Here is a 26453-nt window from a genome sequence, read left to right as displayed (position 1 = left end):
TACGTTATAATAACTCTATTGTTAGGATAGAGAAAAGGAAGTATGAGATACAGGCTTTTTATAGTTGCTTTATTATTTCTGACACAGATATCTTTTGGTCAAACAATCAAGGAAATCTTTTTTGAACTTCCACTTGGCGGGTTGTCACTTGGTCAAAAAGAACTTATGATTAACAATTTTTTAAATTATAAGGAAGGAGCCGAGAAAGAAAGACCATATCTTATAGACTATCGTCCTGAGAATTATTACGTAGCCTTTTCCGGGGCTTATGAAGGCTATGAAACACTGAAATGTTGGAAGGTGTCTAATGGTAGTCAGCTTGTCGGTGTAACTTATACTGAGTGTGAAGGTCCTTGTGATACTGATCTGTTTTTTTATATAAAGACTGATAAAAAGACTTCTAAAGTTCCAGCTAGCTACGTTGTTCCTGAAATTACGATTGCAGACTTTTTTGATACGGAACAAATGAAGAAGGATGGCGTAAAGCCAATCAGCAGAGAGGTATTTGCCAGATTTTTTGGGTTTTTATTTCATCTGCCTATTGACGGTGAGAATATTAAAGTTGAATCACAGACACATAGATTTGGTAAAATACCTGAAGAGTATCAAAAGTATGATTTGGGCTCAACAATTGAATTGGTTTGGAATGACGGAACTTTTACAAAACAAAAGAAAACTCCTGTTGCACAAAAGGATGTGCAGTTTACAATAGAAAACTGTGTGTCTGAGTTTTCAATGGATGAAACCATCAAAACAAAGGCAGGATATCAGTTTTGGTTTGTTGATAAGGAATTTTTAGCTGGCAGAACGATGAAGATGAGTGTTGTAGCTCCAGGTTCTCAAACACATCAACCCCATAAGCACTCAGAGGATGAGTTCTTTTACGTTTTAGAAGGTACTGCAGAGTTTTATCTTGATGGAAAAACAAGAGTAGCCGGACCTAATACTAGCTTTTATTGCCCCCCTAATATTGAGCATGGCATCAAAAATGTCGGAGATACTGAGCTCAAATTTTTGGCACTACAAAAATACGAGGAGTAAAGATTTTATCAATCAGTCTTTATTATCACCTCTTTACATACTGGGAATTCCATCGTAAAGCGAGTTCCTCGATCTACTTCGCTTTCCACAGTAATAGTACCTTTCATAGCTTCTACATGGGCCTTGGTAAGAAATAGACCAAATCCTTTACCGATTCTTTCGGGGTGGAATCGCTGATAAAGATTAAATATTTTATTTTCAGCATAGTTCATGTCAATTCCTATGCCGTTATCCTCTATCATGATTTTAATCTTTTCACCCTCAATCAAAATATTTGAGCAGTTAATCACTACATCACGCTCTTCACTTCTATATTTTAATGCATTATGAATAAGGTTATAGAATATACTGTAGACATAAGGACGCAAACCTTCAATGTGCACTTCCTTGAATTCGTTAATATTAACTGTTCCATTGACCTTCTTAATGTCTTCAGTGAGCATTTTTAAGGCAAGAGTAAGCTGTTCTTTTAACTCCACAGGTTCAATTAAGTTTCCCATCCCTTTACGGATACTCAAGACAATGCTTAAGTCAGATATTACCTGATCAAGATCGTTAATACTAGAGCTAAGGAGTTGCAAAACTTCTGAGTCATCTATTTTAAGCAAATTGATAAGTCCTTTCACCTGAGCAACGGGCCCTTTTATATTATGTGCAGTTATAAATGCGAACTGTTCGAGTTTTGTATTTTGGTCGACTAGCTCTTCATTAACCTTTTGCAGAGTTGTTGTCCTTTCTTCCACACGTTCTTCTAAAGAATCCTTTACTCTTTCTAATTCCGTATTGCGTTCATCCATTAGTTCAGACTGGGCAGTAAGCTCTTCATTGGCTGCCTGAATTTCCTCCTGTTGGATTTGAAGTTTTTGTGTCCGTTCATTTACTAGTTTTTCGAGAAGTGCAGTTTGAAGTCTGAGCCTTCTGGTTCTCCATTGAAAAATGGAGTAAATGAAAAGTGTAATCATTCCAACTATCAGAATTATAAACCATGGGGTTCGCCATAAAGGGGGAGTAACAGTAATCACTAACTCAAGTCCTTCCTTTTCCCATTCGCCAAAAGAGTTGGAAGCTTTGGCGCGCAGGGTGTATTTTCCGGGAGGAATATTTGTAAACTGTATTCTACGTTCATTTTCCAACAGATTCCAACTTTTCTCATAGCCCTCTAAAGTGTATTGATAGGAAGTATGTGCTGGGTAGGAGAATCCTAAACTACTGATTTCAAAGCCAAAATTTCTCTCATTCCAGGCCAATTCCATTTTCCTATTAGTAAGGATTTGATTTAGTGATGTACCGTTTCCAATTTCCTCTTTCCGAACGCCATTTATCAATAAAGACGTAACAATACATTTGGGTATGTCGCTGATAAGAGCATTAGCTTCCTTAGGATTGAAAGAGGTCAGCCCATTTACACCACCAAAGTACATTTTACCAGAAGGTGATTGATAAAAGGCTTTTGTATTAAACTCGTTACCCTGTAATCCATGCGTAGTATTGAAACTACGAATGCATCGCATCTCTGTTTTGCTGAATACAGCTATCCCTTTATTAGTACTTAACCATAGGTTGTTTTGATCATCTTCTAAGATGCCATATATCACGCTATTGGGCAGGCCGTCTTTTTCCGTAAAAGTTTGAAAATGGTTCTTTTGAATATCATAATGAACGAGTCCTCCGCCTGCTGTACCTACCCAGACTGCTCCTTCTGTGTCACTATAGAAGCACTTAATGCTGGCATCTGGAAAGCTTGAATTGCCACTAGCACCTATTTTTATTTCTTCAGAAATTAAATAATCGCTAGTATCATACTTAATAATATCATTGAATTTTTCAGCCCAAAGCTTACCCTCGAAAATCATCATAACCGATGTGCTGGTTGCTGATAACTTTTTGGATTTATAAGTATTGGTATTAAACAAATAAACCCCAGTGTTAGTAGCAACTAAAAAGCTGCTTGGTGAAACCTTCAAAAGTTCATTTATGGTAGTGTTAGTTGCACCTATTTTATCATTATTTTCGATGTATTCGATTTCATGGCCATCCCATTTTCTTAGCCCATGTGATGTTCCTAACCATAGATCATTATCCTCTTCGAGAAGTATCGAATTTATCCGAGACTTATCACCATCGATTGAGTTAATGTTAATGTGAAATGTATTATTTTCATTTTGATTTATAATATCCAGCCCTTCCATGGTTGCCACGTAAATGGTATTGTCATCTTTAGTAGTAACTGCGGTTACAAAATTACTTGACAAAGAGATTGGAGCACCAGCAAAACTCCCATAGTAGTTGAACACAGAAAATTGAGGGCTGTATTTGTTCAAGCCCAGGCCGTTGGTTCCAATCCAAACCACTTCATCTTTGGTCTGATAAATACAGGACAGATAATCACTAGATAAAGCAAACGGATCCTGATGCACATATTTAAGCGTTCTTTTGTGCTTACCCTGTGAGTCAAAAATGAAAGCATCCCTTCTTAATACCCATAACTCGCCATTGCTTAGTTGCATTATGGGCATTCGGAATTCTCCAATCTTTTCGGAATCCGAGAAATTGTAGATGGAATTAAATCTATTGGTTATGGGATTGTACTTACTCAAACTATCACGGCCATGAATATATACTTCGTTAGTTTGTTTACTATAGTAAAATGTAATTCTTGAGTCATGCTCCAATAATTCATTGAAGTCATTGTCTGAGGTATTTTTATGATACACCGCCCTATCTGTGGCTACCCAAATACTTCCATCCTCATTGAAGACAAAGTTTCTTACTTCCTGATTACTAAAATTGAAGAATTGAGGGGTTCTTATCAGTTTTTCATTGTTAATATTAAATGCCCACATACCCAGATTAGAAGCTATTAAAAAAATGCTATCCGACTGCTGAAACATGTCATGTACGAGTATTTCGGAGTCATTGACTTCATCAGCGATCAAATTGTAAGAAACAAATTTGTTTTCTTCCTGAATATATTGACTTAAAGATCCTTCAGAGGAGACCCAAAGGTTTTGATTATTATCAATGAAAAGTCTATGAATATTATTTCTGGGTATCGAGGCTGGGTCGTCATCAATATGATGATACTGATAAAACCTATTGCCGTCATATTTATTGATGCCGTCAAGTGTAGCGACCCATAAATAACCATATTTATCCTGTACCATGGATTTAATGGAAGATTGAGAAAGACCATCTTCCACAGTTATTCTCTCAAAACGAATCTGGTTTTGACCAAACGAATTAAGGGTGCAAAACAGAAAAAAAGCAACTAATACTCTGCCTATAGACATAGTTTAAAAAAATTGGAAGCAGTTAAGATAGTCATTTGAAACAACTATTTCAATGAAATGCTTTCATATAGATTTAAACGACTAATTGCAAAATTTACAAATTTCTAACCCTATGGAAATAAAAAAGTGACCCGTTTCTGGGCCACTTCTCAAACTAAATTATCACTCTATAAATATTACTGCAGATCGAAACGATCAAGGTTCATTACCTTGTCCCAGGCTGCAACAAAATCTTTGACAAATTTGTCTTTAGAGTCTGAACAGCCATAAACTTCTGCAAGGGCTCTTAGCTCTGAATTTGAGCCAAATATAAGGTCAGCACGAGTCCCAGTCCATTTTACTTTACCCGTTCCACGGTCGCTTCCTTCAAACAGATCTTCTTTTTCAGATGTAGCTTTCCAGGTTGTCCCCATGTCTAAAAGATTCACAAAGAAGTCATTTGTTAAAGCTTCAGGCTTATCGGTGAAGACGCCATGTTTAGAACCATCATAGTTGGTGTTTAATACTCTCATGCCGCCAACCAGTACGGTCATTTCAGGAGGAGATAGCGTGAGTAGTTGAGATTTATCAACTAGCATTTCTTCAGCTGTTGTTTTATGCTTTGGCTTAAAGTAGTTTCTGAAACCATCAGTTAATGGTTCTAGAGCTTCAAAAGATTCAATATCTGTTTGCTCCTGTGAAGCGTCAGCACGGCCTGGTGTAAATGGGACGGTAACATTTTGGCCAGCATTTTTAGCTGCCTTTTCAATACCGGCACATCCGCTAAGTACAATTAAGTCAGCCATAGAAACTTCCTTACCAAAATCATTTTTAATACCCTCTAAAGTTTTTAGAACTTTAGCCAGTTGTGCTGGGTTATTGGCCTCCCAATCCTTTTGAGGCGCGAGACGAATTCGAGCACCATTGGCACCACCGCGTTTGTCAGATCCACGGAAGGTAGAAGCAGACGCCCAGGCAGTAGATACCAATTCGGAAACGCTCAATCCTGATGCTAATATTTTTGATTTCAAGTCTGCAATATCACTGTCATTGATCAACTCATGCGAAACGGCAGGAATTGGATCTTGCCAACTCAATTCTTCTGAAGGCACTTCTGGTCCCAGATAACGAGCCAGAGGTCCCATATCACGATGTGTTAACTTATACCATGCTCTTGCAAAGGCATCAGCAAACTGATCTGGATTTTCGTAGAATCTTCTTGAAATTGGCTCATAGATAGGATCCATTTTCAAAGAAAGGTCAGTAGTTAACATAAAAGGCGCATGTTTTTTAGCTGGATCATGGGCATCAGGTACAGTTCCTGCGCCTGCACCACCTTTAGGTCTCCACTGATGAGCACCTGCCGGACTTTTTGTCAATTCCCAATCAAAACCAAATAGGTTTTCGAAGAAGTTATTGCTCCATTTAGTTGGTGTGGTCGTCCATGCTCCTTCAAGACCGCTGGTGATAGTGTCAGCTCCGCTTCCACTTCCAAAACTATTGCTCCAACCAAGGCTTTGTTCTGCCATGGTAGCTCCTTCTGGTTCAGCACCTACATACTTGTCAGGATCCTCTGCTCCGTGTGTTTTACCAAATGTATGACCACCGGCTATTAAGGCTACGGTTTCTTCATCATTCATCGCCATTCTACCAAAAGTTTCTCTGATGTCTTTAGCAGCGGCAATAGGATCAGGGTTGCCTCCTGGTCCTTCAGGGTTTACATAGATTAGTCCCATGTGTGTAGCACCTAATGGGTTTTCTAATTCACGATCTCCGCTGATTCTTTTTTCATCGCCCATCCATTGGCCTTCAGAGCCCCAATAGATATCTTCTTCAGGCTCCCATACATCTTCGCGACCACCGCCAAAACCAAAGGTTTCGAAACCCATTGATTCTAATGCGCAGTTACCGGCAAGTATCATGAGGTCAGCCCATGAAATTTGCTTGCCATATTTTTGTTTGATGGGCCATAAAAGCAGACGTGCTTTATCTAAGTTGGCATTATCTGGCCAGCTATTAAGTGGAGCAAAGCGCTGTGTTCCAGCACCACCACCACCGCGGCCATCCTGAATACGATATGTACCTGCGCTGTGCCATGCCATTCTAATAAAAAATGGTCCATAATGACCATAATCTGCTGGCCACCAGTCTTGAGAGGTAGTCATCAAATCGAAAAGATCCTTCTTCAATGCCTTTAGGTTGAGCTTCTTAAACTCTTCCGCATAGTTGAAATCTTCGCCCATAGGATTGGACAAAGAAGAATGTTGGCGTAAAATTCCTAAGTTCAGTTGATTTGGCCACCAGTCGCGGTTTCTAGGTCCACCGCCTGCGCTGCCATGTAGTTCGCCTCCAAGAAAAGGGCACTTGCTTGCACCGTTAGAGTCATTTGGGTGTGTGTAATTTTCCATTGTATCGATTAAGTTTATTAATTGCTATTTCTGTAAATATGCTATAATCTTTATTTATAATTATTATTTAGTCATTAGCTCAACTTATTGAATCGTTGAGCTCAGATATCCCTTTAATTTAACGAATTCATGTCCCTTTAAAAAGGCATTATAACAGTCTTTAGAATATCACAACATAGAAAGAATTGAGTATGATTTTCTTAATCTTTGAGATACCAATGAAGTCATTATTGGCAGATGAATCCTTCCTGAAAACCTTTTAAATAAAATTAGACTAATTCTAAATAAGATGTCGTGATGTTTTTTTATTATTGCAAACTGATAAAAAAAGTATTGATTAAATGGCTGTAAAAGGGGATTTTGGTTTTAAGATGAGGGTGGTTCACCGATACCTGGGTTTTTTCCTGGCGGGTATAATGGCGGTGTATTCTTTAAGTGGTATTGTTTTGATTTTTAGGGATACCGATTTCCTTAAGCAGGAAAAAGTAATTACTAAAAGTATTGAACCAAATGTCAATGGAGAAGAGATTGGCCAGAAGCTTGGTATAAAAAGGTTTAGTATTGAGAAAGAAGAAGGTAACCTTGTATACTTTGGCAACGGTACTTACGACAAAAGTACAGGCGAGGCAAATATCACTGTCAAATCATTACCTTATGTATTGGATAAAATGACGCATATGCACAAGGCCAAATCTGGAGATGCTTTGTTCTTTTTGAATATTTTCTTTGGTCTGTCCTTGTTCTTTTTTGTTCTAAGCTCTTTCTGGATGTTTATGCCGAAAACTTCAGTCTTTAAAAAGGGAATGTATTTTACTGCTGGAGGGGTAGTGCTTACCCTGATATTATTGTTTATTTGAGAATATGAGATTGGGCTGTAGTATTTACAGCCCTACAAACACCTCTTTGGTGTGATCATTGTCTTTGTTGTACAAAACAATTCTTAATGCTTTAACAGCCTTTTTTTGTACTTATCGAGATACAATGGGAAGTTACGATGCTCACGGCTTTTATAACGCAATTTGATAGTATCTAATAACTTATTGTTATCACTATAAACACTGATGACTATATCATCATTTTCTTCATAGTCCAAAAAAAGTACTGTTTTTGATAGGTCAATGGAATTAATTTGAAACGAAAGCTCTTCGGTAATTAATTTATGACCTTCAGTGTTCTGAGCAATAATTCTATACCAATAGACACCAGGTTCATAGAGTTGATCAGTAAAAATATAGTCTGGTTGGTAAGCACCAAAAGTGTTGAATTCTACTGGCACGCTTGCCAATGAATCAAAGGAAAATGCCGAATCTTCTCTACGCATTATAATGAAATTCTGAAGTGATTGGGCAAGACTATCATTGATGCTCCAATTTAGTTGAATGACACTTTTCTTTTTCTGTTGGCTAACTTTTTTTATGAGGCCAATAGGCTTGGCCGATACGCCTTTTGGCCTTAGGCTTACTTCCAGCTCAAACTGGCAGTAGTCATGCAAATAGCCATCAATATTGAGCCAATATTTTTGGTCATGCTTTAATGGACTAATGGTGGCATAGATATCATCTTGTGTTGCTAATGATATACAATCGAGTATTTTGTAGGTATCAGGAGCACATAGCTCACCCTCAAATGCTACTAGCTGCACACCTCTAAGATCACGGCATTGCTGATTACCAATATTAATATAAAGTGTGTCGTAATTGGTATTGGTAAATGTAAACCACTGATCATTATGATATTGAATGCACTTGCCTGTCAATTGCTGATCTATACAGGCATATTGTACAGTATTGCCATCGGTCTTTGATGTGAAAGGCTGGTCAATTTGTAATTCTATCGCTTCAGTCATGTCGTTGTTCACAGTCTGAGCCACAGCATTCCATTGAAAAGGGCCACTTAAGACAATAAGTAATACTCCTTTTTTCAGCAAGATAGTAAAGGTTAGTTATTCTCCTTTTTCAATAACATCTTCAACTGCGTTACCACCAAAGTAAGCGTTCAGCTGAGAAAGTGTTTGTTCGTTAACCGCCTCGTCCATTTTAATAAGACCCTTCTCAAGAAGTACAATTCTAGAGCATATTTCGGTTACATGGTTGAGGTCATGACTGGAAATTAGAAACGTAACATTCCGATCTTTCTTGAAAGCATCAATAATTTTCTTAAGTCTTATCTGGGAGGTTGGATCAAGGTTTTCAAATGGCTCATCTAAAAGCACAATTGATGGGTTGCCGATAAGTGCGGCAGCCACACCTACCTTCTTCTTATTTCCTTTTGACAAGTCGCGGATGTATTTTTTATGACCCAACACCTCATCATTAAATAACTGCTCAAACTGTGCTAAAAAGGCATCTAAATCTGACTGGCTCAGTCCATAGATTTTGGCCAGAAAATCAAAGTACTCTTCGGGAGTTAGGTAGTCAATTAAAAACTTTTCATCGATGAAAGAGCCAGTAAATCTTTTCCATTCTTCAGTAGTGCTCACATCATTACCTTCAATTTCAACATGACCAGAAGTAGCCCTTATCAGGTCTAAAATTATTCTGAATAGTGTGGTTTTACCAGCACCATTATTACCTACCAAACCGAAGGATTGCCCTTGAGGAACTTCCAGCTTTTCAATGTTTAGTACTTCGTTTTTCTTGTATGATTTTTTTAAGTCTTTTATCAACAACATTTATTAAAGTGTTAAGTCGTGAATGAGTTTATATTTTACTTTGGCCAGCTTTTGAGCGATGAGTTTTATGAAATAATCTCGTAAGGTGAATCCTAGAATGCCGCATATAGCAATGGAGCTTAAAGCAGGCATGTATCCAAAAAGCTGGCTTACAGGAACATAGATAACATATGGCCCTGCAAGTAAAGGAATACCCATCAGCCATTGAGCGGCACCAGTTCCCTGGTAATTCATAAAAGCGCCTTTATTTAAGTCAATGGCTTTTGGCCCCCAAAGTGAAAATCTGATCATGAGCGGAATGTTGATACCAATGTTATATAGGCTACCCGCTAATATTAGGAACAGCACATCCCAACCGAAATAGACATATGGAATGCATAAAAAGGTGGTTATTATACAAGCTATAAGTAGGAGTCTGTACCTTGACTTAAGCCATGTCTGAACAGCCAATGGTTTGGTGAAGAAGAAATCGAGTTGATTGGTATTCCAGCTCCAAAAAAACTGACCATAATTTATGGTGAATAGGCCACTCATAAATATGCCCAGGAAAATATAAAATCCTTTGCTGCCAGAATAGTTGTCTTTTCCAAAGAAAATAAGGCCATAGCCTACAAATATTAATGAAAGCAACATTACCGAGCGGGTGCGCTTATGGCGAAATATCATTTTGATCTCCTGCAACATCAGGGTGTTGTAAATACTGGACTTTCCTAAGAAGCTTAGCTTTTCAGAATAGGTTTCTACGTTAGCAGATGATGCTTCACCCAGCTCTTCAAGATAGAGGTTTTCTTTAAAGTATTTTAAAGTTAGCAGTAGCAATCCTGCACATAAAATAATGGTTGAAACGAGTAGAAAGGGAGAAGTTAGTGCAGACTGAAAAACACTACCAATAGGGCCAAATATGTTGGTGTCAAAGTATGCCGTTAGCACATAATTGCCGGCTGCCAAAGAAATTAGAACCGCCCAAACCCAAGGCATTTCTTCAAATTTCTTTTTAAATAGAATATTAAAAAAATGCAGGCAAAGGGACAGGAAAAATATGCTTCCCAGCCAGTATAAAATTACGATTTGCCCATAGCGAGGTTCCAGTGCCTGAAATGCGAATGGAGCCAGCAGCAGAACAGCTACTATATTAAATGCGCTAATTAATGATTTGCCTATCAAGAAGTTAGCAATTTTGCTTCTTGTCACTGGTAGGTTTAAATAGGGTTGAATGTCCAAGGCGGGCACTTTTTGAATAAAATAGCGCATTAGCAGTTCACCTAGAAAATAATAGATAAGTATACTATTTACAAAAGCAATTGGGTCGTCAATCTGTGGAATTTCATAAAGAATTTTAGGTAATGCATTAGCCAAAGATATAATGCTCACAAGTACGAAAATACCCATGAGCCATATGAAAATAGTGATTCCCAACTCTCGCTCAAATGAAGCCGACCTTCGGAATTGTAACCATTGGTGATTCAAAAAATGCTTAATCATAATGTTGGTTTACTTTAAATCAGAGTCCTCTTCAAGAACTTTGTTCTGATACTTAATTTTCTCATCCAGCCGCTCACCAGCTTCTTTTAATTTGTCGATAATCTCGTGATTTTCTTTTTTGAATTGCGACTTGTCTATAATACTGATCAGCCCCAATATTGATGCTAGAGGTGCACGCACTTCATGTGCATTGATATGCGCATATTTATTTAGTTTTTCATTCTGAGCACTTAATGTTGCCGTTCGTTGGACCACTAAATTTTCTAGGTTATCATTGATTTTCTCTATTTCTAAATTTTTCGCTTTTAACACTTTTTTCTGTCGCTCTTTAATTCTAAAGTAGGTAAGTGAGACAAATGTAGAAAGTGCTAGAAATAAGCTGCCTCCAAAAATAAATCGCAATGGATAGATGTCAAATTTGTAATGTGGAGTTATGGAATGAAAATAAATGCCATTAATAATTACGAACATAAATGTAGCCAGATACCAAAAAATGGCATCTTTTATTGATACGGCTGTGGCTACTATCAACAGAGGGATCAGGGCTACCCAATAAACGATATTATGATAATAGTTCTCGGTTGTTAGCAGCGCTATTTGCGATAAACCTAAAAGCTCAAGAAAATTAATATTTGTAAGAATACGTGCGTTGAATCCTTTTGTAGCCAGAAGGAGCTGGATCAATTGCAGAGCAACAAACAAAGGTAAAAACCAATCAGGCGTAAGTGCAATAGTGAAAAATAAATCAATTAGCCACATAATTAGGAACACTGAGGTAAGAGTCAGATAATACCCTATTAAGGTGCTCTTTTGCTGCTTATCAATAGGTTTAGTATTATTCAAATCAATGCGCTTTCAACCAGTTGTCGCCAACACCTGCCTCAACCTCCAAGGGCACTTCTAAAGAAACGGCATTCATCATTAAATCAATGATTTTAGGTTTCACCAGCTCCACTTCATCCTTGTAAACATCAAAAACCAATTCATCATGCACCTGCATAATCATTTTGGTTTTCAGTTTCTCTGCTTTCAGCCATTTTTGAATATTTACCATAGCAAGCTTGATGATATCAGCAGCACTTCCTTGTATTGGTGCGTTAATGGCGTTTCTCTCAGCGTAGCCTCGCATGGTAGCATTCCCCGAATTGATATCTCTTAAATACCTCCTGCGGCCCATAATGGTTTCTACATATTCATTTTCTTTAGCCGTGTTAATACAATTATCCATGTAGGATTTGATTGCCGAGAATTCTTTGAAATAAGCTGTAATAATTTCATTGGCTTCTGTTCTGGATATGCCTAAGTTTTGTGCCAGACCAAAGGCTGAAATGCCATATATAATCCCGAAATTAACCTCCTTGGCTTTTCTTCGCATACCCGAATCTACATCTTCCAAAGCCACATTAAATACCTTGGCCGCTGTGGTTGAGTGAATATCACGACCATTTTTAAAGGCTTCAATCATAACCTCATCTTTGGCAAAGGAAGCGGCTATTCTAAGTTCAATTTGAGAATAATCTGCAGATAGTAAAACATGGTTTTCATCACGTGGCACAAATGCCTTTCTGATCTCACGACCTTTTTCTGTACGGATTGGAATATTTTGGAGGTTAGGGTTATTAGAGCTTAACCTTCCCGTTGCTGCAATGGCCTGCCCATAATCTGTATGTACATGGCCATCTGTAGGACTTATCATTTTTGGAAGGGCATCCACATAGGTAGACTTCAGCTTTTGGTACTCCCTGAACTCTAAAATTTTATTTGCGATATCATGCTCAACCGCCAGCTTGCTCAATATTTCTTCACCAGTAGCGTATTGCCCGGTTTTGGTTTTCTTCGGTTTGTCAACAAGCTTGAGCTTATTGAATAAAATCTCACCCAGCTGTTTTGGCGAGGCTATGTTAAATTCCTGACCTGCCATTTTAAAAATCGATTCCTGCGCTTCAAGACTCAATTGCTGTAGTTCTTTCGACATGGTAGCTAGGGCTTGCTCATCAATTCTTACACCTTCAAATTCCATTTCTGACAACACCATAGCCAGTGGATGCTCTACCTCATTCAGTAGTTTTTCGAGCTTATTGGCCTTAATTTCTTTATCCAGTTTTTCCTTTAACTGAAGTGTTACATCTGCATCCTCACAGGCATATTCCACAATCTCTTCAGGAGCCAGATCCTGCATGTTTTTTTGATGCTTTCCCGAGCCTATCAAGGTGCTTATAGGTACGGGCCTATAATTTAGATAATGTTCAGATAGAGCGTCCATGCCATGTCTCATCTCAGGTTCGATCAGGTAATGCGCAAGCATGGTATCATAAATGGGCCCTTTTACTTCGATGCCATATTTTTTCAAGACTAAAATATCGTACTTAATATTTTGACCAATTTTCAGAATCTTATCATTGTTAAAAACCTCGGCAAATTCCTGAATGATAGCTTTAGCCTCTTCGAAATCTGGCGGTATGGCCACATAGTATGCCTCACCTTTAATATATGAGAAGGCTACTCCCACAACCTGGGCTTCTACAGCATCAATTCCACTTGTTTCAGTATCAAAACATAACTCATCCTGCTTTAGCAAATAGGAGATTAAAGACTTTCTCATTGGAGCAGAATCTACCAGATGATAGTTATGCTCCACAGTATTTATATCTTCAATTTTCTTTGGCTCCTCATCAGTGAGATCAATTGCCTCCTTGCTGGCGGCACTAAACATATCTAATTGACCAGAAGAACTCGAGCTGCCACTGCTTGATGAAGAGGGTGAAGCTGCTGCGGGATCAGTATTGAACAGTCGTTTCGCCAATGTTCTGAATTCCAGCTCTTCAAACATTGGTTTTAGTTTTTCTTCATCGGGACCTGTATATTCTAATTCCTTCTCGTTAAACTCAACAGGCACATTGATATTAATTGTAGCCAATTCTTTTGAAAGCCTTCCCAGTTCAGCATTGGCCTCAACCTTCTCTTTCATTTTGCCTTTGAGCTTGTCAGTATTTTCAAGCAGCCCTTCCAAAGAGCCATAGTCCTTAAGGAACTTCGAAGCAGTTTTTGGACCAACCCCTGGTATTCCCGGAATATTATCTACAGCATCGCCCTGCATGCCTAGCATGTCAATAACCTGGTCTATTCTTTCAATGTCCCATTTCTTAAGCACTGCATCAATTCCCATTATATCAACACCATTGCCCATAAAGGCGGGTTTGTAAAGGTATATGTGCTCTTCAACCAATTGTCCAAAGTCTTTATCGGGAGTCATCATAAATACTTCAAAACCCTGGCGTGCAGCTTTCTTAGCCAGTGTACCAATGATGTCATCAGCCTCAAACCCATCCTTCTCTATCACAGGGATATTAAATGCCCGGATAATATCCTTTACTATGGGCACACCAATTTTGATGTCTTCCGGAGTCTCCTCGCGGTTGGCTTTATATTCAGCATACTGCTCATGCCTGAAAGTAGGTGCAGAAGTATCAAAAACTACAGCAATATGAGAAGGTTTTTGTTTTTGCAAAACCTCCAGCATGGTGTTAGTGAAACCAAGCATTACTCCGGTATTTATGCCTTTGGAGTTGATTCTTGGAGTTTTGCTAAATGCGAAATGCGCACGATATATTAACGCATAAGCGTCAAGCAGGAATAGTTTTTTTTCAGGGGTACTCATACCTATAAAGGTATGAAAGCACGGTTAAAAATAGGATGGAAGTAAATAAAAAATGGCCTGCAATTTCAACTTGCAAGCCATGTCTTTGTAGGTATTATTTTATCCTCGCGTAGATGATGTAATCAGTATCAGGTGGCTGAACGCCTTTATTTCTAATTGCTTTTGCGATCTGCCCTCTATGGTAGCTGCTATGGCTAAGCATATGGTTCATGATTTCACGAATGGTACTTTCGTATTTATTACCTTCTGAATTGGTGTAAAAAATCATTTCTTCAAAAGTATCAAGCGAATGGCTGTCTAAATAAGTGTTCCAATTATTAGAAGTCTCTTCAGTCATACTTCTGAGCTCGGTCAATTTATATTGCTCCCATAATGGAAAAGGCGATGTTGGTATTCCTTTAATTCTGTTGAGCCAGATAATCTGTGCTGTTAGCACGTGGCTAAACAGGGATAAAAGCTCATCACCAGGAGACTCTAGTTCTTCCAAAGCGACCAATATTCTGTAGTTGGCCCACTCATTATATTTTAATAAATCTCTAAAATGCTTTTTCATAATTATTACATAAAACTAGGGGTGAAATTAACAAAAAAGAGGAAGTGATATGCACTTAACCTTCTTTAACTATCGAATTATCAAGAGTTTCTAAAAACGATTGGGCGTTGTTGACATGACTGGTCAATTTTTCAGTATTCATCTTATTAAGCATGTTGATATTGAACTTCATGCGCTGATTAGAAGAGAATTTCTGCTGATGTTGATAAATAAAATTCCAGTAGAGGCCATCCCATATTTCACACCATTTTCCTTTTTGGTAATCACTCATTTTCAGAATATAATTTGACCCTGAAATGTATGGTTTGGTGGTGATCAGTCCTCCATCAGCATATTGCGTCATGCCATAAATATTGGGCACCATTACCCAGTCATAGGCGTCTATAAACAGTTCCATGAACCAACGGTAAACTTCATCGGGATCAAATTCACAGAGCAGCATAAAATTGCCTAAAATCATGAGCCTTTCTATGTGATGACAATAGCCAGTTGATAATACCTTTTTAATAGTTTGATCTACAGGCTCAATACCAGTAGTTCCATTATAAAAAGAGGCTGGTATTTTACGACTATAATTAAAATAATTATTAGTTCGTTCGAAGACACCTTCCTTTAAATAAATGCCCCTCACAAACTCACGCCAGCCAATGATCTGTCTGATAAAACCTTCCAGACTATTGATTGGGAAATCATGCTTTTTATGAAGTTCCATTGTTCGGTCTATAACCTGTTGTGGAGTTAGTAAACCAATATTTAAAGCGGGTGTCAATAATGAATGAAAGAGGATGCTTTGGTCTTTAGCTATGGCATCTTCATAGTCACCAAACTTTTCCATTCTCTCAATGAGAAATTTATCCAGCCATTGCTTTGCCTCCTTATGTGTTATTGGATAGTTGAACGCATCAGGTGAGCCTAAATTGGTTTTGAAATTTGCTTCAACATATTCTTTAGCTTCTTTTACAAAAGCATTTTCATTGAGCTGTTCAATATCAAGGAGCTTTATATTTTTAGGGAGCTTTTTTCTATTGTCTTCATCAAAACTCCATTTGCCTCCGGTAGGCTCACCATTATCTATAAGTAGGTCTAAGGCCACCCGTTGGTTCTTATAAAATGAGGCCATGAAATAGCCAGTCTTATTTTTTGTAAGCCTGGTATTAAGCTCATTTGAAGAAGTTAAAAATCCTGGGTTTTCAATGCAGTTAATCGTAAGGCTCAATTGCCTGGCATACCTGTCAACTCGCCTTGTCAATAAATAGTCATCAGGAGAAATTACAATTACTTCCGTTGCTCCAATTGACTTGGCTTTTTCAAGCGCTGTATAAGTTGTATTACTTGTTTTTCTGTCAATATAACTGACAGACTTACCCAGGTCTACGAGTATGGAGGCATAATACTTCATGGATGCCCTATGAAGTATAAGCTTATTTTTATGGAAGTTGTATTGATTGAAATAAAGCTCATCTTCTACAAGAATGAATGCATCAGCCTTGTCTAGTAGTGGGCTTTTTTTAAATAATTGGTGCGGGTAAACTAGTGCAATGATCACTGCTTACTAACAGCAACAATGTGTCTATGTTTATTCCACAATTCTAAAAATAGGATAGCGCATGTGCGCCTCTTCATAGTAAGGAGATCGTTTAAAAATAAAGTCTAGCTGGGCATACCAGTTTTGTGCAAAATCCAGTTCTTCATTTTTCTTTTTATTAAAATCTTTTCTCAACTCTGGCTCTGCCTCAAGTAATTGCTGGGCGTTGTCCTCAAAAACATAAGGTGAAAAACCCTCTTTTTGCTGAAGGATGGTGTCAAAATAATTCCAGCTAAAGAATGAGTCTGGGGCAGTGGGTTCCAGAGTTTCAACCATATACCTGGCAGCAGGTTGATCAGTGGTAAAAATGTAGTCTCCTTTTCTGAAGTTTAGAGTTTCTGTAGATACTATAACCTTAGTATTGTTGTTAAGGTAATGACCCTCATAAGCCGTTTTTGAGGTATTGAATTTGTCAATATGATACACTTCAACTGAGATGCTACTATCCTGTTTAAGTCTTTTGAATTGTGCCTTGTTAAGTTTTAAAAGTTCAATCACATCATACCATCCTTGCGGAATAACATAGGCTTTTGGAATGGTTACTTCTTCAGTAGAAACATAGGTATTGTAATAGGGGATTACTTTGGTAAATGGGCGGTTATGTCCGTATAGCAAGCGCTCTTGACCGGTTACTTTACTGATGATTTTTTCTCCCACATACCCTTTGAAATTTAATTCTGACGACTCGCCTCTTGTTAGCCTCCAGTCCACAGGGTGCTTCTCACCAGCTTTAAAATCAGACTGACGCTGTAATTTCAACGATCTTATTTTTGTGCCATCATCTTTGGCTATCTGAATAGTAGCCTGAAGCAAGTTGTAGGTGCTGTTTACCCTTACATCAAAAGGTTTTAGCATGTGGGTTTCTATCATGAAACCTAATGTCCCAAAAAGTGTGGTATAACCCGTGGAATACCTTGGGTTGTCCAAAAATTGAGGGAAACCACTCTCATCAGGCGTTGTGTTAAAGACATTAACATAGGGCGTAATTTCAGCACCTTTATCGGCCATTAATTTTTCTAGTCGAGGCCTGAAATCATCTTCCAAATATTTGCCCATAGCACCACCCATTTTATTATGCTGAGTGATGAGATGAGTAATTGTATATTGATAATCGGCACCATTGCTCACATGAGTATCTACAAAAATGTCAGGGTTTACTTCGTGAAAGATCTCATAAAAGGCCTTTGCATTCCTGGTATCAGCCTTGATAAAATCTCTGTTTAGGTCATAATTTCTTGCATTACCTCTAAAGCCATATTCTTCAGGCCCATCCTGATTTGCTCTTGAAAATGAATTTCGATTAAGCGCACCACCAATATTATAAATAGGAATAACAGCAATAACAGTATTCTCTAGCATGGCCTTCTTATCTTCTTGTGTAGCATAATCACGCAAAAGCATCATGCTGGCTTCAATTCCATCGGCCTCACCCGGATGAATTCCATTATTGATTAAGACAATGGTCCTGCCTTTATCGTAAGATTTTTTAAAATCAAAATCTTTATCTAAATCCAACGTGACCAAGTGTAGCGGATAGCCACTATCTGTCATGCCCACGGTTTTGATGCCTATATAATCTGATGAAGCCGCCAGCTTTTCATAATAGCTAATTACCTCATCATAGGTGCCTGTCTTTCTTCCTTCTGATTGTTCAAAAACGGTCTGTAAATTTTGAGCGAATCCATTGATTGCTACAAATGATAATGATAGCAAAAGAAGTCTTTTCATTGGGTTATCTTTAGTGCGAAATAAAGTTAGCAATAATATGAACAATGCAGAGGTTGTAAATGAGGCAATCAGAAACAGGAGGTCAATTTTTACAGGAATATTCTCAGGTGAGAAAGTAGATAATGCGATTATTGAAAGGATGCTTCAAAATGCCAATTGGGCACCAACACATAAGCTTACAGAGCCGTGGAGGTTTGTGGTCTTTGAAGGGGATGGACTTAAGAAGCTGGCAAAATTTCAATCTGAATTATATAAGACAAGGGCTGAAAGCAATGGTAATTTTAATGAAGCCACTTTTGATAAGTTGGCTGCTAAGCCACTGGAGTGTTCTCATATTATTGCTATCGGAATGAAGCGGCATAGTGTAGTACCGGAGGTTGAGGAAATTTGCTCCACAGCTTGTGCAGTTCAGAATATGTTACTGACCGCTTCGGCTTATGGAATTGGCTGCTATTGGAGCACTGGTGGTATAACGTTTTATGAAGAAGCCAAACCATTCTTTGGTCTTGAAGAGGAGGATAAGTTGTTGGGGTTCTTGTTCATTGGAACCATGAAATCAGACAAATGGCCAGAAGGAAAAAGAAAAGGTATTGAGGATAAAGTCAGGTGGGTGAGATAGGACGTCATTGCGGAAATTTTCTTCAGACTTTTTTATTAGCCTGAAGAAAATTATCCGTAATCTCAATGACGATAATTCCTGAAATAAAAATTTATGGCACCATCACTCTATTAGGTGTATACGGTGCTCCTGCAGTTTCCAACTGCTTTTGAAGCCTTACTAAATCTTCGGTAATCAACTTTCTAATATCTGCTAAAATGGGCTGAAATTCTTCTTTAGCAATTTCAAAACTCATTTTATGTGTTGCAGTTGGGGCTGAAGTAGAATAATACATCTCATATTGAATATTCCCAATTCTGTTGGCTACAGTAGCGGGCCTGTCCATATCTAGTTCAGCAGCTACTCTGTCACCGTTTAGTTTGGTTGCAATTTCCTGCAATTTGGTATTTAACTCACTGGCAGCTTTTGCGAGTGCTTGCTGGTCAACGGAACTCCTATTTATGGCCTCCTTAACATAGCGCATTTCATTTCTAACTTCCGAGATGCTATTCTGCGCACCGCCAACCACTCTTGCCAATTCATTCACCTCTTTTTTGAAGGCGGCTAGTGCATTTCTATCGTTAGCAGGCATAGTGTAACCATTCAATGATTTGACATTAAAACTAACAGGGCCAGCGAGGTCTGTAAAAGTGCCATCCACAAATTTTGACATACTTACAGAATACTTTCCAGGAGCGACAATAGTACCAGTGGTTATTCCTGACCATGGATTATAAAACGCTGGTGTGCTTAAGTCAATAGGATTAGTAGAGGCAGTTCTTAAATCCCAATGTATTCTATTGACTCCCGTTGAAGGTTTGGTTGTCAATTTTCTTACAATGTTGCCTGATGCATCTTTGATGGTGAATAGAATGTATGGGTCTTCCTCGGTTTTTTCAGCTTTCAGTTCATCGTAAGTTGGATATCTGTCATCAGTAGTTTTCTTCTCTCTATCTAACCTCTGGTCATGTTTTGTCTTTATTTCATCTTTGATATAATAGGTGAATATGGCCTCTGATCCTAAATTTTCACCCAGATAATAGTCATCGCCTTGAAATGATTTGCCTGGTAAACCTAATGGGTATTTGTACTCAAAAGCAAGCGCATCTCTAATGGGCATCAGGTCAGCTGATTTTGAGGCCAGTGCATTGACGCTTCTCAATGAAGAGTAGTCATCCAGTATATAGAACCCTCTTCCGAATGTGCCTAATACCAGATCAGTTTCTCTTTCTTGGATTGCTATGTCTCGAACTGCAATAGTAGGAAGTCCTGACTTCAGCTGCGTCCAGCTTGAGCCTCCGTTTGAAGAGTAGAATACTCCAAATTCAGTTCCTGCAAATAATAAATTAGGGTCTTGAAAGTCTTCTTCGATGGCATAAACTGATCCCTTAGTAGGCAGATTGTTGCTAATAGATACCCATGTTTTACCTTTGTCAGAGCTTTTATAAATGTATGGTTTGAAATCTCCATTTTTATGATTGTTAAAGGCTGCATATACCACATTTTCATTGTGTTTTGAAGCCAATACTTCATTAACATACGTTCTGGCTGGTACACCACTTACTGATGAGATTTTACGCCAGTTGGCTCCACCATCTTCCGTCACCTGAATTAGGCCATCGTCTGTTCCCACATATAACAAGTTCTCATTTTTCGGAGACTCTGCAAATGCTACAATGGCTCCATATAAGGAGGTTGATCCATTCTTGGCAACAGCATCAGTGCTCCAAATCTGACCCATTACCTTCAGCTCATTTCTATTAATCTGAGCAGTCAGATCATCACTTATCACTTCCCAACTATTCCCTCGGTCATCGCTTCTAAAGAGTTTGTTAGCTGCGAAATAGATTCGTCCATCTTTGTGGAAACTTATTTCTAAAGGAGCATCCCAGTTCCAGCGGTAAGCATCCTCACCTTTTCTTGGCTGTGGCTGGATGCCAAGTTCTTCTCCGCTTAGCTTGTCATACCTTACGAGATTGCCATACTGTGCTTGTGCGTAAACAATATTTGGATTTTTAGGATCAACTGCAGATTCAAAGCCGTCACCACCATGTGTCATAAACCATTCAGAGTTAGCGATACCATTTCCGCTGATTGTTCGGGAAGGACCACCCATACTAAAGTTATCCTGCGTTCCTCCATAAATGCAGTAGAAAGGCTCAGCATTATCTACTGCCACTTTGTAAAACTGAGTGACAGGCAGGTTGGCTTTAAATTGCCAGGTGCTACCCCTATCATAAGTCTCATAAACCCCACCGTCACAGCCTGCTAGCAAATGGTCGGTATCGGTTGGATCTATCCATAAACTGTGATTATCAACGTGCTTGGTGTCTTCTCCTACATTGGTGAAAGACTTACCGCCATTGGTTGAAATTTGCATCCAGGTGTTCATGGAGTAGATCTTGTTTTCATCGATCGGATCGACTATTATTTCCTGATAATAATTTCCTGATGAGCTATATCCACTTTGTTTTTCCCAAGAGGCTCCACGATTGGTTGACTTATAGAAGCCTCCTTTGCCTTGTGCGGCCTCAACTATAGCATAAATAATTTCAGGATTTGAAGGTGCAAAGGATAACCCAATTCGCCCTTTATCAACTCCTGGCAGCCCATTATTAACTTCAGTCCAGGTAGAACCGCCATCTGTAGATTTGTGAATGCCTGATTTTGGACCCCCACCTAAATAAGTGAATACATGTCTTCTTCTTTGAAAAGCACTGGCATATAGCACCTCTGGATTTCTGGGATCCATGATCACATCATTAATTCCGGTATTTTCATCTATGGTGAGTACGGCTTTCCAAGTTTTACCACCATCGGTAGTTTTATAAAGTCCTCTTTCACCACCACCACTCCATACAGGACCTATAGCTGCCACATAAACAACATCAGAATTGTCAGGATGAACTATGATTTTGCCAATATGTTCACTGGTTTTGAGACCGACATTTTTCCATGAAGCCCCTCCATCAATAGACTTATAGACTCCATCTCCATAGGACACGCTTCGTTGGTTGTTGTTTTCACCAGAGCCAACCCATATTATACTTGGGTTATTCGGAACTATGGTTATACAGCCAATCGAATAGCTGCCCTGAGTGTCAAAAACGGGCGTGAATGTGGTTCCAGAGTTATTAGTTTTCCAGACCCCTCCTGCGGAGGTGGCCACATAATATTCCTTGAAATTATTTGGGTTTACGGCTATATCAGAGACCCTGCCCGAAGTTATGGCTGGACCAATGGATCTGAATTTTAAACCTGAGAGTGAAATTTCAGACTTGATTTCTGCAGGTGCTGAATTTTTTCTTTGAGCAAATAGGATAGATGAACTTGCCACAAGAACGGCAAGAAGAATGGTTTTTTTCATGATATGCACTGTTTAATAGGTTAGTGCACTGAATCTAGTAATTATATTGATGGATAAAAAGTAGAAGTTGATGATTGGCTTCTTTAGGCAATATTAGGAGCAAAACTTTATTAAAGATGCTTTATTCGGATACTTCAATACCTCGACACTTCATTAATTCTTCATTCAATTTTTGAGCCTCTATACTTTGTGTTACCCCATAAATAAAAAACAAAATTGAAACCAAGGAGGAAAGGACTAGAAGCAGGGCAGTAATTTTCTCTTTTCTTGTTTTCAATAGTTTGGGAGAGTTGGACATGATATTCAAGTAAATTTAATTATTGCTCTTAATAACCAGCTGCCACCTAAAAGCCCACATCCATTTTATAGAATAAGGCCTAATGCCGGCTTTGCTAAGCAGTGTTTTAAGTTCTTTTTTTCTAAATGATCTCATAACAGAAACCGCTGCATCATTTCTAACCATTTCAGATTTGGAGAACAAAGAAGTGAGCCATTTGATAGAATAATAGGCAAACCAATGACGATGAAGGTCATTAATAACTACTCCAATTTTTGATTGTTTATGAGCCGATAACAGCAACTCTTTGAGCTCTTCATTGGTAAAATGATGAGTGAAAAGGGTGGAGGTTATAATATCAAAAGTTCTGCTCCTGAATGCCTCATCATTTATATTAATACACTCAAAGGTTATTTCTGGATAATTGCTACAGTTTTCTTTTGCAAATGCTATGATGCTAGGGTTGGCATCTATACCTATTAAATCAAAATCTACTTTTATTTTCCTCCCCCATTTGGCAATCAGTTTTAGCATATCCCCACCGCCACAACCTAAATCAGCAATCGTAATTTTACCTTTCTTGTTTTTAATAAGTTGGCTAATTCCATCGATGGTCACAAAATTTCCGCCAAGCCATTTATTAATGGTCTCCAGCTCTTTAAGGGTTATTTCTATGACCTCTCCTGAACTTTCAAGATCGTCCATCAACTCAACTTCGGCAGACCTCTGGCTAAAATCAGGCATTATCCAAAGTGATTTTAAAGGTGAGAGACTCTAGGGTAAGTCCAGGGCCAAATGCCATCGCGAGAATGTCCTTCTGGGCATCCGCCTCTGTTAAGTCATCAAAAATATGCTTTAATACAAAGAGAATTGTTGGGGATGACATATTTCCATGTTGCCTGAGTACCTCGTGAGCTTGTATGTTTTGTTCTTTAGTAATGTTTAATTGCTCTTCAATGACCTTTAAAATCCTTTTACCTCCCGGATGAATAGCATAGTAGTCAAAATGCTCTGAGTAATTTTTTAGAAGAGTACTTATTCCTGTCGAAATAACATCTGGCACATATGATGACAGTTTCATTTCAAATCCAAAGTCACCAACTCCCCAGGCCATTTCACTTTTCCCCGCAGGTAATAGGTCACAATGAGCAGAGGTTATTTTTAAGGATTTACATTTTGTTGGGATTGATTCAACCATTAATGCGGCAGAACCATCACCGAACAAGGCATTGGCCAACAGCGTATCTTCATCTTTGCCTTTTTGAAAATGAATACTGCAGAGTTCTGTACAAATAATCAAAACCTTTGCCTCAGATGATTGACATATAGCATCGGCAGCTTTAATGGCATTAAATGCTGCATAACAGCCCATAAAATTTATAGCCAATCTTTCAACATTATGCTGTAGTCCTAATTTATAAATCAGATCGATATCCAATCCTGGGGCATGCAAACCAGTACAGCTTACGGTAATAATATGTGTGATTTGTTCTCCTGAAACACCACTTTTACTAATACAATCCTTAGCAGAATCAAAACTCAATTTTAGAGCCTCTTCCTTAAATAAATCTAGCCTTTCTGCAGTGCTTGGCGTACCCGTTGTGTTAAAATATTCGGATTTATCTGGAGGCAGTGTAAAATCTTCAAGTACAGAAAACCTGCTCTCAATACCTGTTGCCCTGTAAAGAACTTCTAAATTATGCTTTTCATCTTTATCCATGCCGTTTACTTTAGACATAAAGTCCAGTGCTTGTGATTGTTCAACCTTGAATTTAGGTTTGGCGGTAGATATGGATGTGATGTAACTGTTCATTAAGGTCAATTATAGTCAAATTTTGATATCTTGGTCAAAACAACTTCATATGTTTTCTAAATCCGCGTGGCTTCATCTGCGTATTCCCTTTTCGTATTACCTGATGCCCGTTTACTTATTTGCACTAGCGGTATCTGACAATGTTAATACATCTGATGCCATTATTGTTTTTATTGCGCTTCATATATTTCTGTACCCTGCCAGTAACGGATATAATAGCTATTTTGACAAGGATGAAGATAGCATTGGAGGTTTGAAAAATCCGCCAAAGGTTAATAAGGGGCTTTATTATTTGGCCTTAATTTTCGATTTGATAGCATTGGTCCTTGTTGCTTTTAATTTCTGGACGCTAGTTATGTTTTTTGTTTATGGATTGGTTTCCAAGGCCTATAGCCACCCTATTATTCGGATAAAAAAATACCCCTTTGCCAGCTGGTTTATTGCTGGCGTTTTTCAAGGGTTCTTTACTTTTTTAATGGTTTACCTTGGTGTGAATGGAATTGCGCCCGAAGAACTGCTGAAAAAGGAAGTGCTTTTCCCCGCTATTTTAACTTCAGTAATGCTCTGGGGCTCATACCCCATGACCCAAATTTATCAGCATAAAGAAGACAGAAGTAGGGGTGATAATACCTTAAGTTTGAAACTTGGAATTTTGGGCACTTTTCATTTTACCATGACCCTTTTCTCTCTCACTACATTGTTATTTGGGTTGTATTTTATCGAATACTATAATCTCAATATAGCATTCTTATATGTGTTGTCCATGTCACCTGTAGTTGGTTATTTTTTCTATTGGTACTTTAAAGCTAGAAAGAATATGGAGGTAGTGAATTTTGAAAATACAATGAGATTGAATGCAATTTCAGCAACTTGCCTGAATCTGTTTTTTGTAATATTATTTTTGTATTAAAATGGCTTACCATGTGTAAGCGACACCAGATATCGGGATAGTGGTTTTATTTTACACATACCCACACTCAGTTCAGATAACCAAACAGATCCGAATAGATTTTGGATGGTTCTGCCAATGGAAAGCCGAGTTTTAAAAAGCTTGTTCCATTTACTGCGATATGACTTTTCAAGCTGCATCCGGTCATTGTGTTTATGAAAATAGTTTGAAATATCTTCTACCAGAATATTAGAACTATGAATAGCCATAGCCATCCCATTACCACAGAGTGGAGTGATCATCCCAGCAGCATCCCCACACATCAGAATATGACCTTCAACAGGCTTTTTTGTCTCAAAAGATATTTCATTAATCACCTCAGGCTTTTCCCACAGGAATTCAGCTTCCATAAATATTTTTTTTAAGTAAGGATTCCTATGCAGAACATTTCTTTCCATTTCAGGTATTGAGCCATGCTTCTTAAGTGCAGACCTCTCGCCAAGATAACAAAGGTTCATTTTGCCTTCTTCTATGGCATTTATGCCACAGTATCCACCTTCAAAATTATGGAGCGCTACCTGGTTTATTGGATGGTCATACTTAATATGATATTTTACTCCTATGTAGGGAGATAGTCTGCTAAAAAATGGGCGATTCATATTTCTGTCAATATTCGATCGCTTTCCATAAGCACCAATAGCTATTTTGGAATGGAGTTGCCCTGATTTTCTCAGATCAATAACAAATTCATCCTGATCATCAATGTATGAAATACTGTCTACAGCATCGGTTACAATATGCACACCTACCTCCTGGGCTTTTTTAAAAAGAAAGAAGTCAAAATTGTATCTGCTTATACCAAAACCACCTAGTTCTAGCGGTACGGTTGCTTTTTTGCCAGCAATTGATGTTAAAGCAAACTCATTAAGTTCGGAGTGTCCTGAGTTCGGGTAGATGTTGTTTCTTTTGAGAAAATCAACAACCTCATTGGAGACATATTCTCCACACACGCGATGGAAAGGGTATTGTTTTTTTTCAACAAGAACCACATTTAATTTCTCCTTTTGAAGGAGAATCGCGCTTACCAGCCCTGCAAGCCCCCCACCTATGACAG

At 38.3% G+C, this 26453-nt stretch carries 18 protein-coding genes; 4 read left to right on the top strand and 14 right to left on the bottom strand.

Features of this window, described 5'->3' with window-relative positions; translation table 11 throughout:
* The first annotated feature begins 165 nt into the window (after window positions 1-165).
* Window positions 166-1041 (top strand): cupin domain-containing protein, encoded by an 876-nt coding sequence (locus E1140_RS20815; protein ID WP_221412741.1) that lies wholly within the window; start codon window positions 166-168, stop codon window positions 1039-1041.
* An 8-nt stretch (window positions 1042-1049) separates the two neighbouring features.
* Here E1140_RS20815 and E1140_RS20810 read toward each other — a convergent pair whose 3' ends face one another.
* A complete protein-coding gene (locus tag E1140_RS20810) occupies window positions 1050-4331 on the bottom strand; it encodes a sensor histidine kinase (RefSeq protein WP_155188668.1) in 3282 nt (1093 codons plus the stop codon).
* 176 nt (window positions 4332-4507) lie between these two features.
* On the bottom strand, window positions 4508-6718 hold the full coding sequence (gene katG / locus E1140_RS20805; protein ID WP_155188667.1) for a catalase/peroxidase HPI: 2211 nt from the start codon (window positions 6716-6718) through the stop codon (window positions 4508-4510).
* A gap of 341 nt (window positions 6719-7059) precedes the next feature.
* Between katG and E1140_RS20800 the strand changes: the two genes are divergently transcribed.
* Window positions 7060-7575, top strand: coding sequence for a hypothetical protein (locus tag E1140_RS20800; protein ID WP_155188665.1), 516 nt, complete (start codon window positions 7060-7062; stop codon window positions 7573-7575).
* Window positions 7576-7658: 83 nt separating this feature from the next.
* Here E1140_RS20800 and E1140_RS20795 read toward each other — a convergent pair whose 3' ends face one another.
* From E1140_RS20795 to E1140_RS20760, 8 genes are all read right to left on the bottom strand, one after another.
* On the bottom strand, window positions 7659-8645 hold the full coding sequence (locus E1140_RS20795; protein WP_155188663.1) for a hypothetical protein: 987 nt from the start codon (window positions 8643-8645) through the stop codon (window positions 7659-7661).
* A 15-nt stretch (window positions 8646-8660) separates the two neighbouring features.
* On the bottom strand, window positions 8661-9389 hold the full coding sequence (locus E1140_RS20790) for an ABC transporter ATP-binding protein (RefSeq protein WP_155188661.1): 729 nt from the start codon (window positions 9387-9389) through the stop codon (window positions 8661-8663).
* A gap of 3 nt (window positions 9390-9392) precedes the next feature.
* A complete protein-coding gene (locus tag E1140_RS20785; protein WP_155188659.1) occupies window positions 9393-10871 on the bottom strand; it encodes a DUF5687 family protein in 1479 nt (492 codons plus the stop codon).
* Between the two features lie 9 nt (window positions 10872-10880).
* Window positions 10881-11714: a hypothetical protein gene (locus tag E1140_RS20780; protein ID WP_155188657.1), complete on the bottom strand. Its 834-nt coding sequence runs from the start codon at window positions 11712-11714 to the stop codon at window positions 10881-10883.
* Window position 11715: 1 nt separating this feature from the next.
* Window positions 11716-14529: a DNA polymerase I gene (polA, locus tag E1140_RS20775; RefSeq protein WP_155188655.1), complete on the bottom strand. Its 2814-nt coding sequence runs from the start codon at window positions 14527-14529 to the stop codon at window positions 11716-11718.
* A 94-nt stretch (window positions 14530-14623) separates the two neighbouring features.
* Window positions 14624-15082: a DinB family protein gene (locus E1140_RS20770; RefSeq protein WP_155188653.1), complete on the bottom strand. Its 459-nt coding sequence runs from the start codon at window positions 15080-15082 to the stop codon at window positions 14624-14626.
* A 55-nt stretch (window positions 15083-15137) separates the two neighbouring features.
* Window positions 15138-16628, bottom strand: a complete 1491-nt coding sequence (locus tag E1140_RS22075; RefSeq protein WP_185153707.1) for a cryptochrome/photolyase family protein — start codon at window positions 16626-16628, stop codon at window positions 15138-15140.
* 30 nt (window positions 16629-16658) lie between these two features.
* Complete coding sequence (locus E1140_RS20760) at window positions 16659-18395, bottom strand: M14 family metallopeptidase (RefSeq protein ID WP_155188651.1); 1737 nt, start codon at window positions 18393-18395, stop codon at window positions 16659-16661.
* A gap of 37 nt (window positions 18396-18432) precedes the next feature.
* Between E1140_RS20760 and E1140_RS20755 the strand changes: the two genes are divergently transcribed.
* Window positions 18433-19014 (top strand): nitroreductase family protein, encoded by a 582-nt coding sequence (locus E1140_RS20755; protein WP_155188650.1) that lies wholly within the window; start codon window positions 18433-18435, stop codon window positions 19012-19014.
* Window positions 19015-19105: 91 nt separating this feature from the next.
* Here the strand turns inward: E1140_RS20755 and E1140_RS20750 are convergent, their stop codons facing one another.
* The 3 genes from E1140_RS20750 to E1140_RS20740 all read right to left on the bottom strand — a co-directional run bounded on the left by E1140_RS20750 (window position 19106) and on the right by E1140_RS20740 (window position 24450).
* The gene (locus E1140_RS20750; protein ID WP_155188647.1) at window positions 19106-22360 is read right to left on the bottom strand and encodes a VPS10 domain-containing protein; all 3255 of its coding nucleotides are present in this window, start codon (window positions 22358-22360) and stop codon (window positions 19106-19108) included.
* A 313-nt stretch (window positions 22361-22673) separates the two neighbouring features.
* A complete protein-coding gene (locus E1140_RS20745; protein WP_155188645.1) occupies window positions 22674-23381 on the bottom strand; it encodes a methyltransferase domain-containing protein in 708 nt (235 codons plus the stop codon).
* Window positions 23374-24450 (bottom strand): type III polyketide synthase, encoded by a 1077-nt coding sequence (locus tag E1140_RS20740; protein ID WP_155188643.1) that lies wholly within the window; start codon window positions 24448-24450, stop codon window positions 23374-23376. The genes E1140_RS20745 and E1140_RS20740 overlap by 8 nt, the downstream gene beginning before the upstream one ends.
* 49 nt (window positions 24451-24499) lie before the next feature.
* Between E1140_RS20740 and E1140_RS20735 the strand changes: the two genes are divergently transcribed.
* Window positions 24500-25360: a UbiA family prenyltransferase gene (locus E1140_RS20735; protein ID WP_155188641.1), complete on the top strand. Its 861-nt coding sequence runs from the start codon at window positions 24500-24502 to the stop codon at window positions 25358-25360.
* On the opposite strand, the gene E1140_RS20730 is transcribed toward E1140_RS20735, so the two are convergent.
* Window positions 25357-26453 (bottom strand): NAD(P)/FAD-dependent oxidoreductase (locus E1140_RS20730; protein WP_155188757.1); only part of this gene is annotated, 1097 nt, incomplete at its 5' end. The genes E1140_RS20735 and E1140_RS20730 overlap by 4 nt on opposite strands.

Source organism: Fulvivirga lutimaris, assembly GCF_009711525.1.
Lineage (GTDB): Bacteria > Bacteroidota > Bacteroidia > Cytophagales > Cyclobacteriaceae > Fulvivirga > Fulvivirga lutimaris.
Note: the sequence above shows the minus strand (reverse complement) of the source record. Positions and strands in the feature narration are given on the sequence as shown.

Excerpts from the sequence above, each read along its gene's own strand:
- E1140_RS20815 (WP_221412741.1), top strand. The coding sequence starts at position 166 with ATGATTAACAATTTTTTAAATTATAAGGAAGGAGCCGAGAAAGAAAGA.
- E1140_RS20810 (WP_155188668.1), bottom strand. The coding sequence starts at position 4,331 with ATGTCTATAGGCAGAGTATTAGTTGCTTTTTTTCTGTTTTGCACCCTT.
- katG (WP_155188667.1), bottom strand. The coding sequence starts at position 6,718 with ATGGAAAATTACACACACCCAAATGACTCTAACGGTGCAAGCAAGTGC.
- E1140_RS20800 (WP_155188665.1), top strand. The coding sequence starts at position 7,060 with ATGGCTGTAAAAGGGGATTTTGGTTTTAAGATGAGGGTGGTTCACCGA.
- E1140_RS20790 (WP_155188661.1), bottom strand. The coding sequence starts at position 9,389 with ATGTTGTTGATAAAAGACTTAAAAAAATCATACAAGAAAAACGAAGTA.
- E1140_RS20785 (WP_155188659.1), bottom strand. The coding sequence starts at position 10,871 with ATGATTAAGCATTTTTTGAATCACCAATGGTTACAATTCCGAAGGTCG.
- polA (WP_155188655.1), bottom strand. The coding sequence starts at position 14,529 with ATGAGTACCCCTGAAAAAAAACTATTCCTGCTTGACGCTTATGCGTTA.
- E1140_RS20770 (WP_155188653.1), bottom strand. The coding sequence starts at position 15,082 with ATGAAAAAGCATTTTAGAGATTTATTAAAATATAATGAGTGGGCCAAC.
- E1140_RS20760 (WP_155188651.1), bottom strand. The coding sequence starts at position 18,395 with ATGAAAAGACTTCTTTTGCTATCATTATCATTTGTAGCAATCAATGGA.
- E1140_RS20755 (WP_155188650.1), top strand. The coding sequence starts at position 18,433 with ATGAACAATGCAGAGGTTGTAAATGAGGCAATCAGAAACAGGAGGTCA.
- E1140_RS20750 (WP_155188647.1), bottom strand. The coding sequence starts at position 22,360 with ATGAAAAAAACCATTCTTCTTGCCGTTCTTGTGGCAAGTTCATCTATC.
- E1140_RS20745 (WP_155188645.1), bottom strand. The coding sequence starts at position 23,381 with ATGCCTGATTTTAGCCAGAGGTCTGCCGAAGTTGAGTTGATGGACGAT.
- E1140_RS20740 (WP_155188643.1), bottom strand. The coding sequence starts at position 24,450 with ATGAACAGTTACATCACATCCATATCTACCGCCAAACCTAAATTCAAG.
- E1140_RS20735 (WP_155188641.1), top strand. The coding sequence starts at position 24,500 with ATGTTTTCTAAATCCGCGTGGCTTCATCTGCGTATTCCCTTTTCGTAT.